Genomic DNA, 16,814 nt, shown 5'->3' with positions numbered 1-16,814 from the left:
CACTACCAGGCAGGTAACCCGTGTCCTTTAACCACTACTACCAAAGCGAACTCACCGCACTGCGCCAACTCGGTCGCCGTTTCGCCGAGCGTAGTCCGGCGTTGGCGCCGTATCTTGGCCAGGCCGGGCGGGATCCGGACGTGGAGCGGTTGCTCGAAGGCTTTGCGTTCCTCACCGGGCGGCTGCGCCAGAAGCTTGATGACGAGCTGCCGGAACTCAGTCATTCGCTGATGCAGTTGCTCTGGCCGAACTACATGCGCCCGCTGCCGGCGTTCAGCATTTTGCAGTTCGATCCGCTCAAGCGCTCCGGGCCGGCGTTGCGCGTCGAGCGCGATACGCCGATTGAAAGCAAACCGATCGAAGACGTGCGTTGTCGCTTCCGTACTTGCTACCCGACCGAAGTGTTGCCGCTGGATCTGGCTGCGCTGAACTACTCGGTGAAGGGTGACGGCTCGCTGCTCAGCCTGCGCCTGGAAATGAGCGCCGACGGCCACCTCGGTGAACTGGAACTGAGCAAACTGCGTCTGCACTTTGCCGGTGAGCGCTACATCAGCCAGATGCTCTACCTGAGCCTGTTGCGCAACCTCGAAGGCATCGAACTGATCCCGCTCGACGGCGCCGGTAAACCGATCGATGGCGTCAGCGGCAAGCCGATGGCGTTCAAGATTCCCGGTGATCGGGTCAAACCGGTGGGCTTTGCCGAAGAAGAGGCGTTGATCCCGTATCCGCTGAACACCTTCCGCGGCTATCGCTACCTGCAGGAATACTTCGCCTTCCAGGACAAGTTCCTGTTCGTCGATGTGAATGGTCTGGACATCCTCAACGCGCTGCCGGAAGACACGCTCAAGCAGATGCGCGGCCTGGAATTGCGCTTCGATATTCGCAAGAGCGGCATCATGCGCATGCGGCCGACCCTGGATAACGTCAAGCTGTTCTGCACGCCGATTGCCAACCTGTTCGCCCACGACGCGCTGCCGATTCGCCTCGATGGCAAGCAGGACGAATACCTGCTGCTGCCAGCGGAATACGATCTGGAAAACTGCGGTGTGTTCTCGGTGGAAACCGTGACCGGCTGGAAGCCCGGCGGCCTCGGTTATCAGGAATACGTGCCGTTCGAATCCTTCGAGCACGACCCGAGTTTCGACGTGCCCAACAGCCGTCCGCATTACAGCATCCGCCAGCGTTCGTCCTTGCTGCACGACGGCCTCGACACTTACCTGAGCTTCGGCATTCGCCACACCGAAGCCCACGAAACCCTGTCGATCGAGCTGATGTGCACCAACCAGAACCTGCCGCGCAAGCTCAAGCTCGGCGACATCTGCATGGCCAGTGAAGAGACGCCGGAGTTCTTGAGCTTCCGCAACATTACCCCGGCCACTTCCAGCTTCGCGCCACCGCTGAACCGTGACTTCCTGTGGAAGCTGATCAGCAACATGTCGCTTAACTATCTGTCGCTGGCCGACGTCAATGCGTTGAAGGTGATTCTCGAAACCTACGACCTGCCGCGTTACTACGACCAGCACGCGGAGAAGGTCAGCAAACGCCTGCTCGGCGGCCTCAAGCACATCAAGCATCACCACGTCGACCGCTTGCACCGTGGGTTGCCGGTGCGCGGTTTGCGCACCGAACTGACCATCGACCCGGAAGGGTACATCGGCGAGGGCGACCTGTTCGTTTTCGCTTCGGTTCTTAACGAGTTTTTCGCGCTTTACGCCAGTCTCAATTCATTCCATGAACTGCGCGTAAAAAGCACACAGGGAGAGGTGTACCAATGGACACCACGTATGGGCCTGCAGCCCCTGCTTTAAGCGGGCTGACCAAGGTAATACGCGAGTACTCGCTGTTTCAGGCCGTGCTGCTGGTGATCGACCGGCTGCGCGAGGCACACCCGCACCTGAGCGAAGACGATCTGTACGACCACGTCGAATTCCAGGCCAACCCGAGCCTCGGTTTTCCGCGTAGCGACGTCGATCGCGTGGAGTTTTTCGAAGAGCACGGGCAGATGCGCGCGCGCATGCGTTTCAACCTGATCGGCCTGGTCGGCTCGGGCTCGCCGTTGCCGGCGTTCTACGGCGAACAAGCCCTGGGCGACAGTGAAGACGGCAACCCGACACGCAACTTCCTCGACCTGTTCCATCATCGCCTGCAACGGCTGATGCTGCCGATCTGGCGCAAATATCGTTACCGCGCGAGTTTCCAGAGCGGCGCGCTCGACCCGTTTTCGGCGCAGCTGTTCGCCCTGATCGGTCTGGGCGGCGACGAGATTCGCAAGGCCAAGGAGCTCAACTGGAAGCGCCTGCTGCCTTACCTCGGCCTGCTCAGCTTGCGCGCGCACTCGGCGGCGTTGATCGAAGCGGTGCTGCGTTACTACTTCAAGCACGAAGACCTGGTCATCGAGCAGTGCATCGAGCGCCGCGTCGAGATTCTCGAAGAGCAGCGCAATCGTCTGGGCCGCGCCAACAGCCTGCTCGGTGAAGACCTGGTGCTCGGCGAGCACGTGCGCGACCGCAGCGGCAAATTCCGCATTCACATCACCGAACTCGACTGGCAGCGATTCCATGAATTCCTGCCGATCGGTTTCGGTTACCAGCCGCTCTGCGCGCTGGTGCGGTTCACCTTGCGTGACCCGCTCGATTACGACATCCGCCTGGTTTTGCGCCAGGAAGAAATCCGCGAACTGCGCATCGGTGAGCAGAACGCCTGTCGCCTCGGTTGGACCAGTTGGCTGGGCCGCGAAAAAGCGGACGGCGTGGTGACCCTGGGCAGCAAAATTCATTAAGGACGTGAGCCATGATCAACGTAGACCTGCAACAACTCATCCAGGCGCTGGACGCCGAAACCCGTCGTGATCTGGAGCGTTCCGCCGAGCGTTGCGTGGCCCGTGGCGGCAGCAAGATCCTCGTCGAAGATTTGATGCTCGGCCTGCTTGAGCGTCCGAACGGTTTGCTCGCACGCGCGTTGCAAGATGCCGATGTCGACGCCGGTGAACTCAGCGCCGCGCTGCAATCGCGCGTCGAACACAGCGCTTCGCGCAACCCGGTGTTCGCCCCGGAGCTGGTGCAGTGGCTGCAAGACGCTTTGCTGGTGGCCAACCTCGAACTGGGCCAGACCCAGGTCGAAGACGCCGCGCTGATCCTCGCGCTGCTGCGCAATCCGATGCGCTACGCCGGCAGCCGTTATCAGCCGCTGCTCGCCAAGCTGAACATCGATCGCCTGAAGGAATTTGCCCTGTCGCAAAAAGAGCAACCGGCGGCCAATGGCAAACCGGCCGCTCAGGGCGAATCGCTGTTACAGCGCTTCACCCACAACCTGACCCAGCAGGCCCGCGACGGCAAACTCGACCCGGTGCTGTGCCGTGACGGTGCGATCCGCCAGATGGTCGACATCCTCGCCCGTCGCCGCAAGAACAACCCGATCGTCGTCGGTGAGGCCGGTGTCGGCAAGACCGCGATCGTCGAAGGTCTGGCCTCGCGCATCGCCGCCGGTGAAGTGCCGCAAGTGCTCAAAGGCGTCGAGCTGCTGTCGCTGGACATGGGCTTGCTGCAGGCCGGCGCCAGCGTCAAAGGTGAATTCGAACGTCGTCTCAAAGGCGTGATCGACGAAGTCAAAGCCTCGCCGAAACCGATCATTCTGTTTATCGACGAAGCCCACACCCTGATCGGCGCAGGCGGCAACGCTGGCGGTTCCGATGCAGCCAACCTGCTGAAGCCAGCGCTGGCCCGTGGCGAGCTGCGCACCATCGCCGCCACCACCTGGGCTGAGTACAAGAAATACTTCGAGAAAGACCCGGCGCTGGCCCGTCGTTTCCAGCCAGTGCAACTGCACGAACCGACCGTCAGCGAAGCGGTGACCATCCTCCGTGGTCTGGCCCAGGTTTACGAGAAGAGCCACGGCATCTATCTGCGTGATGACGCGGTGGTCTCGGCGGCGGAATTGTCCGCACGTTATCTGGCCGGTCGCCAACTGCCGGACAAAGCCGTCGACGTCCTCGACACCGCGTGCGCCCGCGTGCGCATCAGTCTCGCCGCTGCCCCGGAAAGTCTGGAGCGCCTGCGTGGCGAACTGGCTGAAGGTGGCCGTCAGCGTCAGGCCCTGCGCCGTGATGCCGAGGCCGGTCTGCTGATCGACCACGAAGCGCTGGATGCACTGGAAGCGCGTCTCGACGAAGCCGAAGACGAAATGGTCGCGCTGGAAACCCTGTGGACTGAACAGAAGCAACTGGCCGAGCGCCTGCTGGAACTGCGTCAGCAACTGGCCAAGGCCCGCGAAGCCGCCGCCGTCGAGCCGACCGTCAACGTTGAAGAAGACGCTGAAGGCACCGTGATCGAAACCGTTGCCGCTGAGGTTGAAGAGGGCCAAAGCGTCGAGGCGCTGGAAGCCCAACTCAACGAAACCCACAGCGCCCTGACCGCCGCCCAGGTCAAGGAGCGTCTGGTCAGCTTCGAAGTGTGCCCGCGTCTGGTCGCCGAAGTGATCAGCGCCTGGACCGGCGTGCCATTGGCGCAACTGGCCCGCGAACACAACGCCAAAGTCGCCAGCTTCGCCACTGACCTGCGCACCCGCATCCGTGGTCAGGAACAAGCCGTGCACGCACTGGATCGCTCCATGCGCGCCACCGCTGCCGGTCTGAACAAACCTGACGCACCAGTGGGCGTGTTCCTGCTGGTCGGCCCGAGCGGCGTCGGTAAAACCGAAACCGCCCTGGCCCTCGCTGATTTGCTGTACGGCGGTGACCGTTTCATCACCACCATCAACATGTCCGAATTCCAGGAGAAGCACACCGTCTCCCGTCTGATCGGCGCGCCGCCGGGCTACGTCGGTTACGGCGAGGGCGGCATGCTCACCGAAGCGGTGCGGCAGAAACCGTACTCGGTGGTGCTGCTCGATGAAGTCGAGAAGGCTGATCCGGACGTGCTCAACCTGTTCTACCAAATCTTCGACAAGGGTGTGGCCAACGACGGCGAAGGGCGCGAGATCGACTTCCGCAATACGTTGATCCTGATGACCTCGAACCTCGGTAGCGACAAGATCAGCGACCTCTGCGAAAACGGCGCGCGCCCAACTGCCGAAGTCCTCGAAGAAACCATTCGCCCGGTGCTCAGCAAACACTTCAAACCGGCGCTGCTGGCGCGGATGAAAGTGGTGCCGTACTACCCGGTCGGCGGCCCGGTATTGCGCGAGCTGATCGAGATCAAACTCGGTCGCCTCGGCGAGCGCCTGAATCGTCGTCAGCTGGATTTCAGCTGGTGCCAGAACCTCGTCGATCACCTGTCCGAGCGTTGCACGCAAAGCGACAGCGGCGCGCGTCTGATCGACCATCTGCTTGATCAGCATGTGCTGCCGTTGGTGGCGGATCGTTTGCTCGATGCCATGGCCACCGGTGAAAGCCTCAAGCGCGTGCACGCCACGATCGACGGCGATGCCAGCGTGACCTGCGAGTTCGCCTGAGGTGGGTGTGATGTTCACTCAGGTGCCGCAGCCACTGGTCTATGCCGAAGCGTTGCTGGCGCAGTTCGCCAGTCTGTCGCGGGCGGCGGACGGTGCTGCGTTGCTGGGTGACTTCGTGCGTGGTCTGGCCGAGCTGAGCGGTTGCGAACTGACGCAGCTGTATCTGCTCGACGCCACCCACACGTGCCTGGGGATGAACGCCGAATGCCTCGACGGCGCCCTGCAACCGCGTGAAGCGGCGAGCCTGCCGGCGGATTACAACGGTGAGCAACTGCTGCAATTCGCCCTGTGCCAGAACCGCGTGGTGTGCCTCGACGACTTGAGCGGCAGCCTGCACGAAACCAGTTTTCTGCCGGCGGCAACCTCGCCGTGGCAGTCGCTGTTGTGTGTGCCGCTGGTTAATCAGCACAAGGCCGTTGAAGGCTTGCTGCTGTGCGCCAGCCGTCGCCGCACCCACCTGCAAGGCTTCGCTGATTCCCTCGGCCAGCTCGGCTCGTTCGTGCTGGGCCAATTGCATTTGCTGCAACGCCTGCGCCAGCCGCTGGCGGCATCGACAACGGTCGCGCGCAGTATGCCGAGCATCAGTGGCTACGGCTTGATCGGTAAAAGCGCGGCGATGCGCCAGACCCATTCGCTGATCAGCAAAGTCCTGCACAGTCCGTACACCGTGTTGTTGCGCGGTGAAACCGGCACCGGCAAGGAAGTCGTTGCGCGGGCGATTCACGATTGCGGCCCGCGCCGCTCCCAGGCATTCATCGTGCAGAACTGCGCGGCGGTCCCGGAAAATCTGCTGGAAAGCGAACTGTTCGGCTATCGCAAAGGCGCCTTCACCGGCGCCGACCGTGATCGCGCCGGGCTGTTCGATGCGGCCAATGGCGGCACGCTGCTGCTCGACGAAATCGGCGATATGCCGCTGTCATTGCAGGCGAAGATTCTGCGCGTGTTGCAGGAAGGCGAGATTCGTCCGCTGGGTTCCAACGACACCCACAAGATCGATGTACGCATCATCGCTGCGACGCACCGTGATCTGTCGACGCTGGTCAGCGAAGGCAAATTCCGCGAGGACTTGTATTACCGCCTCGCGCAATTCCCGATCGAGTTACCGGCGCTGCGTCAGCGCGACGGCGACATCCTTGAACTGGCCCAGCACTTTGCCGAGAAAACCTGCACGTATTTGCAGCGCGATCCAGTGCGTTGGTCGAGTGCCGCGCTGGAGCATTTGTCTGGCTACAACTTCCCCGGCAACGTGCGGGAACTCAAGGCACTCGTTGAGCGCGCGGTGCTGTTGTGCGAAGGCGGCGAGTTGCTCGCCGAGCATTTCTCCCTGCGCATGGAGGCAATGCCGGAAGACAACAGCCACCTCAATCTGCGCGAACGTCTGGAGCAGGTCGAGCGCACTTTATTGCTCGATTGCCTGCGCAAGAACGACGGCAACCAGACCCTCGCCGCCCGCGAGCTGGGCCTGCCGCGACGCACGCTGCTGTATCGGCTCGGCCGTCTGAACATCAATCTGGGAGATTTCGATGGGTAGGCAAAACGTCATCGAAATCCCCACAAAAACCAATTTCAGCGCCGCCCGCAAGGGTCGGCGCTTTGTGCTTTGTCTACACCTGGAGACCCTCTGATGTCTGTTCGTCACTGGCAAGCTGTCCTGCTGACCCTCGTCGTTCTATGCGGCCTTGGCGGCTGTAGCGGCAATTACAAATTCAACGACAACGACTATCGCCCGTTGGGTGATCCGCAAGCGGTCAATCGCGGCAAGTGACCGCAAGGAGCATCAAACATGGAATTGGTTTTCGAAATGCTGAACACCAAGCAGTTCGTGCCCACCGAGTTGTGCCAGAAGACCTTTAAACAGGCCGGCGGCGTGATCGGGCGGGGCGAGGACTGCGACTGGATCATCCCTGACCGCAAGCGTCACCTGTCCAATCACCACGCGATTGTCAGCTACCGCGAAGGCACGTTCTTCCTCACCGACACCAGCAGCAACGGTGTCCAGGACGGCGAGAGCGGCGCGCGTCTGCACAAAGGCGAACCGGTGCGCATCGAACACGGCAGCACCTACGTGCTGGGTGACTTCGAGATTCGCGCGCGGTTGGTACGCGACCCGGCGACCTTCGACGGTGAAGTCGGCCGTCCACGTGCCGCTGGCAGCATCATTCCCGATGACGCCTTCCTCGATCTCGACCCGCTCAATGCTCTCGAACAGCAAGAGCGCGTGTATTCGGAAATCGACGAACTGCTGGCGCCGAACACCAAGCCTGAGGATTCCCGTCAGCGCGCCGACTACGCGCGTATCGACATGGAAAGCCTGATGGTGCCGGAGCTGATTGCCGCGCCTGCCGAACCTGAGCCTGCTCCAGCACCGAAAGCCGTTGAGCGTCAAAGCGAAGGTTTCTGGGAGCACTTCGGTGCAGCGCTGGGTGTCGACGTCAAAGGCCTCAGCCACGACGAACGCGAAGCCCTGGCGCTGAACGCCGCGCGTCTGCTGCGCCAAAGCATCGGCGGTTTGCAGCAGAGCCTGCGCACCCGTTCCGAGCTGAAAAACGAGCTGCGTCTGGCCCAGACCACCGTGCAAGGCACCAACAAGAATCCGCTGAAATTCGCCGTCGATCCGAGCGAAGCCCTGCAGATTCTGTTGCAGCCAAGCAAGCCCGGCCATCTGCCGGCCGAGCAAGCGATCTCCCGCGCGTTCCGCGATCTGCAGGCGCATCAAGTCGCCCTGCTGACCGCTAGCCGCGCCGCTGTGCGTGGCACCCTGGAGCACTTCTCGCCGGAGCAACTGACCCTGCGTTTCGAGCGCGACAACAAGCCGTTGATCGCGACCTCGGGCGGGCGCTGGAGAGCGTTCGGCCGTTATCACCAGGCCCTGCGTCAGGACGATGACTGGAGCGAGCGCCTGCTGGCCCGCGACTTCGCCCAGGCCTACGAAGAACAGATCCGCCTGATCTCCACCCTCCACACCGACCACCAAGGATGATGCGCATGTCTCGCCGCTCGACCGCTTTTTTCAAGACGCTGACTGCGCTCACCGTGCTGGTGCTGCTCGCCGGCTGCTCGTCGCTGTCGCCGTACTCGAAAGTGACCAAGATCAACCTCAAGCTGACCGGCAGCGATCAGCTCAACCCGGACCTCAACGGTCGGCCGTCGCCGATCGTCGTGCGCCTGTTCGAACTCAAGCACCCGGTGACCTTCGAGAACGCTGATTTCTTCAGCCTCTACGAGCGCGCCAAGGAATCCCTCAACCCGGATCTGGTGGCCAGCGAAGAACTCGAACTGCGCCCGGGTGAAACCGTGGAAATGAAGCTCAAGGTGGAAGAGGGCAGCCTTTATGTGGGCGTTCTCGCCGCTTACCGCGACTTGCCGGACACCCAATGGCGCCACACCGTTCAGATCACTCCGCTGGAGGTCACTGAAGTCGATCTGACGCTGGACCAGACCGGCATCCGCAACACCAATCAAGTGCTCGCCAAGGCGGATGACTGATCATGAATACCCATAAAGTCATTTGGCAGGAAGGCATGCTGCTGCGTCCGCAGCACTTCCAGCACAACGATCGTTATTACGATCACCAGATGAAAACCCGCACCCAGTTGCTGGGTGGCTACACCTGGGGTTTCCTCAATCTGGAGATCGACCTGCAGTTCCTCAACATGGGCAAACTGGTGATCAGTGAAGCCTCGGGGATCCTGCCGGACGGCAGCCTGTTCGAACTCGGTGGCAACACCGAGCCGCTGGCGCTGGACGTGCCGCCGAACACCGGCAACACGCCGATCTACCTGGCGCTGCCACTGGTCACCGGCAACCACATCGAGTCGCGCCGTCCGGAGCAATCAGACGTGCTCGCGCGTTACACCGCGTACGACGCCGAAGTGGCCGACTCCAACGCCGGCGACGATTCCGCCAGCCAGGTCAGCTGCGGTCGCCCGGATTTCAAACTGTTGCTCGGTGAGCAGCAGAGCGATCAGGCCTACGTGAAGCTGAAGATCTGCGACGTGCTCGACACCACGCCCGACGGCGTGATCAGCCTCGACCCGGATTTCGTGCCGACCTACATTCAGGCCCACGCCTCCAGCTACTTGCTGTCGTGCCTGAAAGAAGTCATCAGCATGCTCAACCACCGTGGCGACACGATTGCCGAGCGGATTCGCTCCAACGGCAAGGTTGGCGGCGCGGAAGTCGGCGACTTCATGATGCTGCAACTGATCAACCGTACCGAATTGCTGCTGCGCCACTACCTCGGCCTGGAGCAGGTGCACCCGGAAGAGTTGTACCGCACGCTGCTGACCATGCTCGGCGATCTCGCGACCTTCTCCGGCGAGAGCAAACGTCCGCGTCTGGACAGCCGCTACTCCCACGCCGATCAGGGCGGCAGCTTCCGAAAACTGATGGAAGCGATTCGTCAGGTGCTGTCGATGGTGCTCGAACAGCACGCCATCGAACTGATCCTGCAAGCGCGTCAGTACGGCATCATCGTCTCGCCGTTGCACGACCACAAACTGCTCGGCTCGGCGTCGTTCGTGCTGGCAGCCAGTGCCAACTGCGACTCCGAAGAACTGCGCCATCGCTTGCCGGCGCACCTCAAGGTCGGCCCGGTGGAGCGCATCCGCCAACTGGTCAATCTGCACCTGCCGGGGATCAAGGTCAAACCGTTGCCGGTGGCCCCACGGCAGATCGCGTTCCACTCGAACAAAACCTATTTCATCCTCGAACTCAGTTCCGAAGACCTGGCACAACTCGAGCGCTCCGGCGGTTTCGCGTTCCATGTGTCCGGCGAATTTGCCGAGCTTGAACTGAAATTCTGGGCCATCAGGAACTGACCGACATGATCAAGGAAACGGATTACAACCAGGACGACAAAACCGTCCTGCTCGATCGTCAGGGCCACGGACCGGCATCGAGTCCGCTGACCGACTTCGCCGCGCCGCCGCGTTTCGAGCAACTGGAAGAACGCATGATCTACGCCGCGCGCCTGCGCCCGGCAGAAGCGTTCAACATCAGCCTCAATTCGCTGGTCGCTGCCTCGTCCGAGCTGCTCTCGGAAGTGGTGCGCCTCAAGCACAGCGAAACCCGCGAAGACTTGTACGCACTCAACGAGCGTCTGACTGCCGGGCTCAAGCTGTTTGAAGTGCGCGCCCTGCACAACGGCGCTGAGAGCAGCCAGGTGATGGCCGCGCGTTACGTGCTCTGCACCGTGGTCGACGAAGCCGTCGTGACCACGCCGTGGGGCAACGAAAGTGAGTGGTCGCAGATGAGCCTGCTGAGCAGCTTCCACAACGAAACCTTCGGTGGCGAGAAGTTCTTCCAGTTGCTCGATCGACTGTCGAAGAACCCGGTCAAGCACCTGCCGATGCTCGAGCTGATGTACCTGTGCCTGTCCCTCGGTTTCGAGGGCAAGTACCGCGTACAGGCACGCGGCATGCTCGAACTTGAAGGCATCCGCGATGCTTTGTATCGGCAGATCCGTCAGTTGCGTGGCGACGTGCCGCGCGAGTTGTCGCCGCACTGGGAAGGCTTGAACGATCAGCGCCGCAACCTGGTGCGCATCGTGCCGGCGTGGATGGTGGTGTTGTTCACTTTCGTCTGTCTGGTGGTGATGTATTCGGGCTTCGCCTGGGTCTTGGGCGAGCAGCGCGACACCGTTCTGCAACCATATCAGCCGCTTGATCCGGCCGCGGTGCAACCGCAGTCGCAGCCGTAAACAGGGACGTGTGATGAAAAAGTTTTTCAAGAAAGTCGGCGCCTTCCTGCGCCAGACCTGGGTCTGGACCTTGCTGCTGGTGCTGTTCGTGGCGCTGCTGGTGTGGTTCGTCGGCCCGTTGTTGGCGGTTGATGATTACAAGTTCTGGGAGAGCGCGACCGCGCGCTTGCTGACCATTGCCGTGCTGTTCCTGATCTGGGGCCTGACCATGGTCTTCGTCAGCTGGCGCGCGGGTATTCGCAAGAAAGCCGAGGAAGAAAGCGAGGACGGCCAGGACCGCATTCGCCGCGAAGAGCTGATCGACGAAGAACAGAAGGAGTTGAAGGCGCGCTTCAAAGACGCGCTGAAAACCCTGAAGACCTCGAGCCTGTATCGCGGCCGCAGCGAGCGCTGGCGCAGTGACTTGCCGTGGTACCTGCTGATCGGTCCGCAGGCCTCCGGCAAGACCAGCCTGCTGGACTTCTCCGGTCTGGAATTCCCGATCAACAAGATCGACCGCAAGCTGACCCGCGACACCCTCGGCACCCGTCATTGCGACTGGTACTTCGCCGACCACGGTGTGCTGATCGACACCGCCGGGCGTTACACCACGCAACCGGATGTGGAAGTCGACGGCGGTGCCTGGACGACGTTGCTGGAGCTGTTGCGCAAGCGTCGTCGCGGGCGTCCGTTGAACGGCGTGCTGGTGACCATTCCGGTGGAAACCCTGCTCGGCGGCAGTGAGCAGGACATCGATACCCTCGCGCGCCAGGTTCGCGGCCGTCTGCAAGACGTGCATCAGAAACTGCACGTCGACGTGCCGGTGTACCTGGTCCTGAGCAAGGCTGACAAGCTGCTCGGCTTCGACGAGTTCTTCGATCAACTGACTCGCGAAGAAAGCGATCAAGTGCTCGGCACCAGTTTCCGCAAGGATCAGGTCGGCACCGATGTCGCTGTGCTGCGCAACGAGTTCGAAGAACTGCTGCGTCGCCTCAACAGCCAAGTAATCATGCGCATGCACTCCGAGCGCGATACTCAGCGCCGTGGCCGCATCCTCGACTTCCCGCATCAACTGGGGCAGATCGGCGAGCGCCTGTGCCTGTTCGTCGACATGGCGTTCACTGGCAACCGTTATCAGCGTGCCACGCAACTGCGTGGTTTCTACCTGACCAGCGCGCCGCACCTGACCCAAGAGATGGATGCGACCACCGCCGGCATCGGTGCCAGCCTCGGCTTGAATGCCGGTGTGCTGCCGACCCTGCGCAGCGGCCGTTCGCGGTTCATTCATCACTTGTTCAGCCAGGTGATTTTCCCTGAGTCCGATCTAGCCGGTCTGGACAAGCGCGAACGCAGCCGCATTCATTGGGGGCAACGTGCCCTGTATGTTGGCGCACTGGCGGCGCTGGCACTGTTCGGCATGCTTTGGGCGGGCGGTTTCTCGGCCAACTACGAGCGTCTGGAAAACCTGCGCAATCTGGCGCAGAACTGGACGCAGCAACGCACGGCATTATCGCCGCGTGATGACGCCATGGGCGTGCTGAAAACCCTCGACAGCAGCTACGCTGCGACACAGGTGTTCCCGAAGAAGGGCGACGTTTCGTACCACGAACGTGGCGGTCTGTATCAGGGCGAAGACGTCAATCCAGTGGTCAAAGAGGCTTACGAGCGCGAGCTTGAAAAGCAACTGCTGCCACGGGTTGCAACGATGCTCGAAGGGCAGATCCGCGCCAACATGAAAGACCGCGACCGCCTGCTCAACAGCCTGCGCGCGTACCTGATGCTGAACATGAAAGACCGTCGCGATGCCGCGTGGCTCAAGGACTGGGTCGCCACTGACTGGTCGACGCGCTACACCGGCAACACCGCTGTGCAAAACGGTCTGAGTGCGCATCTTGAGCGTCTGCTGAAGCAGCCGTTTATCTACCCGCTGAACGACCAATTGGTCACTCAGGCGCGTCAGGTTTTGCGCAGCGAATCGCTGGCTACCGTGGTTTACCGCATGCTCCGCGAGCAGGCGCGCAACCTGCCGGACTACCGCTTCAGCCAACACCTCGGTCCACAAGGCTCGCTGTTTATCGGCACCGAATACGTGATCCCGGGGTTCTACACGCAAACCGGTTATCAGCAGTATTTCTCGGTGCAGGGTTCGGCGCTGGTTACCGACATCCTGCGTGACAACTGGGTGCTGGGCGAAGGTGCGGGCATCAGCGACATGGACTTGCGTCGCCTGATGGTCGAGCTGGAGCAGCTGTACTTCCGCGACTACGCCAACTATTGGAGCGAAGCGGTTGGCCAGGTTGCCCTGCCGCCAATCAGCGACGCCGGTGAAGGCGCCGAGCAACTGGCGGGCCTGACCTCGGCCAACTCGCCGGTACTGGCCTTGCTCACCGAAGTGCGCGAGAACACGCGCTTCCAGGCGGCTGCAGATCCTGTCGAAGAAGCTGGCGACGCTGCTGATGCGCTGGCCGGGCAGAAAGGCAAACTGGGTAAGGTTGGCAAACTTGCCGCCGCCGCAGCGGACAAGGCTTCGGCCCTGAACGTGGCGAAGACCCTGCCGGACACCGCGAAGAAGTCGCTGCAACGCCGCTTCGAACCGCTGCATCGCTTGCTCGATGACAACAACGGCCCGGCGGCGGACCTCACGCCTGCGCTGAGCGCGCTCAACGACCTGCAACTGCAACTGGCCGGTCTGGCCCGTTCCAGCACGCCGGAACAAGCCGCGTTCGAAATGGCGAAAACCCGCATGAGCGGCCAGCGTGATGCGCTGACCAACCTGCGCAATGCGTCCAGCCGTCTGCCGCGTCCGCTCAGCGTGTGGTTCAACGTGCTGGCCGAAGATTCGTGGCGTCTGGTGCTTAACGATGCTTACCAATACCTGAACGGCCGTTATCAGAACGAGCTGTACAGCGTGTATGGCAAAACCATCAGCAAGCGTTATCCGTTCAGCGCCAGCAGCACCAGCGACGTGGCGATCAGCGATTTCCGCGAGTTCTTCCGGGCTCAAGGTACCGTCGACCGCTTCTTCGACAGCTACATGCGTCCGTTCGTCAGCGGCGATCCGGGCAACTACCGCATGCGCAGCGTCGATGGTCACAGCCTGCCGGTATCGAAGATGTACCTCGACCAAATGGCCGCGGCGCTGACGATTCGTCAGAGCTTCTTCTCGATCAACCCGGCCGAGCCGACCGTGCAGTTCAAACTGGAGCCGTACACCCTCGATCCGGCGGTCAGCCGTTCCGAGTTCAAGTTCGGCGACAAGACCATGGAATACCGCCACGGTCCGATCCTGCCAATGTCGTTCAAATGGCCGACCGATGCTGAAGACGGTCGCACCAGTCTGGTCATGGACAAAATGGCCGGGCGCCCGATCGGCATCGAGAAGAACTCCGGCCCATGGTCGCTGTTCCGTCTGTTCGACCTGATGCAGACCGAGTACCTGAGCGGTCGCGACGTGCTGGTGCTGAAAGCCGACGTAGGTGGCCTGCGCGCCAACTATCTGCTGACCAGCCAGCGCACGCCGAACCCGTTCGACATGGGCGTACTGCGCACCTTCCGTATGCCGGTGCAGCTCTGATGCTGGTGGCCAGTGCCTGGCGCAGCGCGGCGCGTACCGACCCGGGCAAGGTGCGGGCGCGCAACGAAGATGCCTTCCTCGACTCGCCACAGCAGGGGCTGTGGGTGGTCGCGGACGGCATGGGCGGTCATCAGGGTGGCGACATCGCCAGCCAGTTGATCGTCGCCAGCCTGGCTGAACTGCCGCAACACGAGGACTTCGATGAACGCCTCAAAGCCATTCGCCAGTGCCTGCACTGGTTGAACCGGCGTTTGGGGCAGGAGTTGACGGTCACCGCCGGACGCCACGACAGCATCATGGGCAGCACCGTTGTGGCGCTGTTGGTGGAAGGCAATCGCGCGGCCTGCATCTGGGCCGGCGACAGCCGTTGCTATATGTGGCGTGGGCAGCGGCTGTATCAGCTGTCCAAGGACCATTCGCTGCAACAGCAATTGATCGACGAACAGCAAATGAGCGTCGAACAAGCGGCAGCGCACCCGGCGGCTCAGGCCTTGACCCGAGCCGTCGGCGCCGCTGAACAACTGACCCTGGATGTCCTCGAACTCGAGGTCTATCCGGGCGATGCGTTTTTGCTCTGCAGCGATGGTTTGTATCAGGGCCTGAGCAGCGATACCCTCGGCACCGCCCTCAGCCTCAGCGCGCCGCACGTGGCGCTGGAACGTTTGTTCGACGGCGCCCTGCGTGGCGCCGCGCGCGACAACCTGACAGCCGTGGTGATCCGCCAATGACTGAAATCGAAACCTCAGTCGATGACTTGCTGATGAGCGAAGAACAGGCCAACAACCTGACCTACTTCGCCTTCGCCAAGGCCAATAAAGCAGAACCGTTGCTGGCGCCGACCAAGGCCAGCATCGGTGCACTGCCGGACGTACTCGCCGGTCGCTACCACCTCGAGCGTCTGCTCGGGGCCGGTGGCATGGGCGCCGTTTACCGGGCGCGGGATCTGCTGCACGAACAGTTCGGTGATCCCGACCCTTACATCGCGCTGAAAATCCTCAGCGAAGAATTTGCCGAATCGCCGGACGCCAGTGCCTTGCTCTACAGCGAGTTCGCCCTGACCCGACGCCTGCGCCACGACAACGTCGTGCGTGCACACACTTTTGAAGTCGACACCGACTGCCAGCGGGCCTTCATCACCATGGAATACATGCGTGGCCTGACCCTGGACAAATTGCTCTGCGAGCGGCCCCTCGGCCTGCCGTGGCAAGAACTGCGCGACATCGTCCTGCCGCTGCTCGACACGCTGGCCTACGCCCACGGTCGCGGCGTGCTGCACGGTGACATGAAACCGAGCAACGTCATGCTCAGCGAAGACGGCTTACGCCTCTTTGACTTCGGTCTCGGTCAGGCAGAGGAGGGCGTGATGCCCGGCCTGCCGCACCTGAGCCGCGAACGTTTCAACGCCTGGACCCCGGGCTACGCCGCCCCCGAACTGCTTGAGGGCCAACCCTTGTCGGCCAGCGCGGACGTGTACGGCGTGGCCTGCGTGATCTACGAACTGGCGGGCGGCAAACACCCGTTCCGCCGCTTGCCCTCGACCCAGGCCCGCGACGAGCATCTGGAGCGCGAGCTGCAAGCACCGGCGAACTTACCGAAACACGGCTGGCCAGCGCTGCGAACCGCGCTGAGCTTCGACCCGGCAGAACGCAGCATCACTGCCCAACAATTGCGTGACGCCTTGGGCGCCACTTCGTCCTGGCTGCAACGTCTGCGACTTCGGGCGTAACGGATGACATTCGAACAGGGAGCACTTTATGTTCAACCCAGCTAACGAAACCCACTTCAGCCTCAAGGTCGAAGACTACGTCGGCGACCTGCAAGTGCTGTCGTTCACCGGCACCGAAGGCATCAGCCAGCCGTTTCGTTTCGACTTGGAATTGGTCAGCGAAAACCCGGATCTGGATCTCGAACAACTGCTGCACAAGCAGGCGTTTCTCGCATTCGATCCACAAGGTTCGGGCATCCACGGCCAGATCTACCGCGTTGCCCAAGGCGATGCCGGCAAGCGCCTGACCCGCTACAAAGTGTCGATGGTGCCGCAACTGCAATACCTGCATCACCGCACCAACCAGCGCATCTACCAGCAGATGTCGGCGCCGAAAATCATCGCGC

The 16,814-nt window shown here is 62.0% G+C and carries 13 protein-coding genes; all 13 read left to right on the top strand.

The genetic code is table 11. The features are described from left to right. Window positions 1-20 precede the first annotated feature (20 nt). Window positions 21-1,808 (top strand): type VI secretion system baseplate subunit TssF, encoded by a 1,788-nt coding sequence (tssF, locus tag WA225_RS17715; RefSeq protein ID WP_422608945.1) that lies wholly within the window; start codon window positions 21-23, stop codon window positions 1,806-1,808. Then, window positions 1,772-2,779, top strand: a complete 1,008-nt coding sequence (gene tssG, locus WA225_RS17710) for a type VI secretion system baseplate subunit TssG (protein WP_064116462.1) — start codon at window positions 1,772-1,774, stop codon at window positions 2,777-2,779. The genes tssF and tssG overlap by 37 nt, the downstream gene beginning before the upstream one ends. A gap of 11 nt (window positions 2,780-2,790) precedes the next feature. Continuing rightward, window positions 2,791-5,448, top strand: coding sequence for a type VI secretion system ATPase TssH (gene tssH, locus WA225_RS17705; RefSeq protein WP_422608944.1), 2,658 nt, complete (start codon window positions 2,791-2,793; stop codon window positions 5,446-5,448). Window positions 5,449-5,458: 10 nt separating this feature from the next. Continuing rightward, window positions 5,459-6,979: a sigma-54 interaction domain-containing protein gene (locus WA225_RS17700; RefSeq protein WP_422608943.1), complete on the top strand. Its 1,521-nt coding sequence runs from the start codon at window positions 5,459-5,461 to the stop codon at window positions 6,977-6,979. Window positions 6,980-7,072: 93 nt separating this feature from the next. After that, a complete protein-coding gene (locus WA225_RS17695; protein WP_007920296.1) occupies window positions 7,073-7,213 on the top strand; it encodes a hypothetical protein in 141 nt (46 codons plus the stop codon). 18 nt (window positions 7,214-7,231) lie between these two features. Beyond that, complete coding sequence (gene tagH / locus WA225_RS17690) at window positions 7,232-8,428, top strand: type VI secretion system-associated FHA domain protein TagH (protein WP_064116459.1); 1,197 nt, start codon at window positions 7,232-7,234, stop codon at window positions 8,426-8,428. 5 nt (window positions 8,429-8,433) lie between these two features. Then, window positions 8,434-8,934: a type VI secretion system lipoprotein TssJ gene (gene tssJ / locus WA225_RS17685; RefSeq protein WP_007920299.1), complete on the top strand. Its 501-nt coding sequence runs from the start codon at window positions 8,434-8,436 to the stop codon at window positions 8,932-8,934. Between the two features lie 2 nt (window positions 8,935-8,936). After that, a complete protein-coding gene (gene tssK / locus WA225_RS17680; RefSeq protein WP_007920300.1) occupies window positions 8,937-10,268 on the top strand; it encodes a type VI secretion system baseplate subunit TssK in 1,332 nt (443 codons plus the stop codon). A 5-nt stretch (window positions 10,269-10,273) separates the two neighbouring features. Beyond that, window positions 10,274-11,149 (top strand): type IVB secretion system protein IcmH/DotU, encoded by an 876-nt coding sequence (icmH, locus tag WA225_RS17675; protein ID WP_016985783.1) that lies wholly within the window; start codon window positions 10,274-10,276, stop codon window positions 11,147-11,149. A gap of 13 nt (window positions 11,150-11,162) precedes the next feature. Continuing rightward, window positions 11,163-14,702, top strand: a complete 3,540-nt coding sequence (gene tssM, locus WA225_RS17670; RefSeq protein ID WP_422608942.1) for a type VI secretion system membrane subunit TssM — start codon at window positions 11,163-11,165, stop codon at window positions 14,700-14,702. Beyond that, complete coding sequence (locus WA225_RS17665; protein ID WP_422608941.1) at window positions 14,702-15,430, top strand: PP2C family protein-serine/threonine phosphatase; 729 nt, start codon at window positions 14,702-14,704, stop codon at window positions 15,428-15,430. Before tssM ends, WA225_RS17665 begins: the two co-directional genes overlap by 1 nt. Beyond that, entirely contained in the window at window positions 15,427-16,428 is a 1,002-nt protein-coding gene (locus WA225_RS17660) for a serine/threonine-protein kinase (protein ID WP_422608940.1), read from the top strand. Before WA225_RS17665 ends, WA225_RS17660 begins: the two co-directional genes overlap by 4 nt. A gap of 28 nt (window positions 16,429-16,456) precedes the next feature. Then, a partial coding sequence (locus WA225_RS17655; RefSeq protein WP_422606943.1) for a contractile injection system protein, VgrG/Pvc8 family occupies window positions 16,457-16,814 on the top strand: 358 nt, incomplete at its 3' end.

Source organism: Pseudomonas sp., assembly GCF_049300855.1.
Classification (GTDB): domain Bacteria; phylum Pseudomonadota; class Gammaproteobacteria; order Pseudomonadales; family Pseudomonadaceae; genus Aquipseudomonas.
Note: the sequence above shows the minus strand (reverse complement) of the source record. Positions and strands in the feature narration are given on the sequence as shown.

Bases quoted from the DNA above. Each gene is read 5' to 3' on its own strand.
- tssH (WP_422608944.1), top strand. From the start codon at position 2,791: ATGATCAACGTAGACCTGCAACAACTCATCCAGGCGCTGGACGCCGAA.
- tssJ (WP_007920299.1), top strand. From the start codon at position 8,434: ATGTCTCGCCGCTCGACCGCTTTTTTCAAGACGCTGACTGCGCTCACC.
- tssK (WP_007920300.1), top strand. From the start codon at position 8,937: ATGAATACCCATAAAGTCATTTGGCAGGAAGGCATGCTGCTGCGTCCG.
- WA225_RS17695 (WP_007920296.1), top strand. From the start codon at position 7,073: ATGTCTGTTCGTCACTGGCAAGCTGTCCTGCTGACCCTCGTCGTTCTA.
- tssM (WP_422608942.1), top strand. From the start codon at position 11,163: ATGAAAAAGTTTTTCAAGAAAGTCGGCGCCTTCCTGCGCCAGACCTGG.
- tssG (WP_064116462.1), top strand. From the start codon at position 1,772: ATGGACACCACGTATGGGCCTGCAGCCCCTGCTTTAAGCGGGCTGACC.
- WA225_RS17700 (WP_422608943.1), top strand. From the start codon at position 5,459: ATGTTCACTCAGGTGCCGCAGCCACTGGTCTATGCCGAAGCGTTGCTG.
- icmH (WP_016985783.1), top strand. From the start codon at position 10,274: ATGATCAAGGAAACGGATTACAACCAGGACGACAAAACCGTCCTGCTC.
- WA225_RS17665 (WP_422608941.1), top strand. From the start codon at position 14,702: ATGCTGGTGGCCAGTGCCTGGCGCAGCGCGGCGCGTACCGACCCGGGC.
- tagH (WP_064116459.1), top strand. From the start codon at position 7,232: ATGGAATTGGTTTTCGAAATGCTGAACACCAAGCAGTTCGTGCCCACC.
- WA225_RS17660 (WP_422608940.1), top strand. From the start codon at position 15,427: ATGACTGAAATCGAAACCTCAGTCGATGACTTGCTGATGAGCGAAGAA.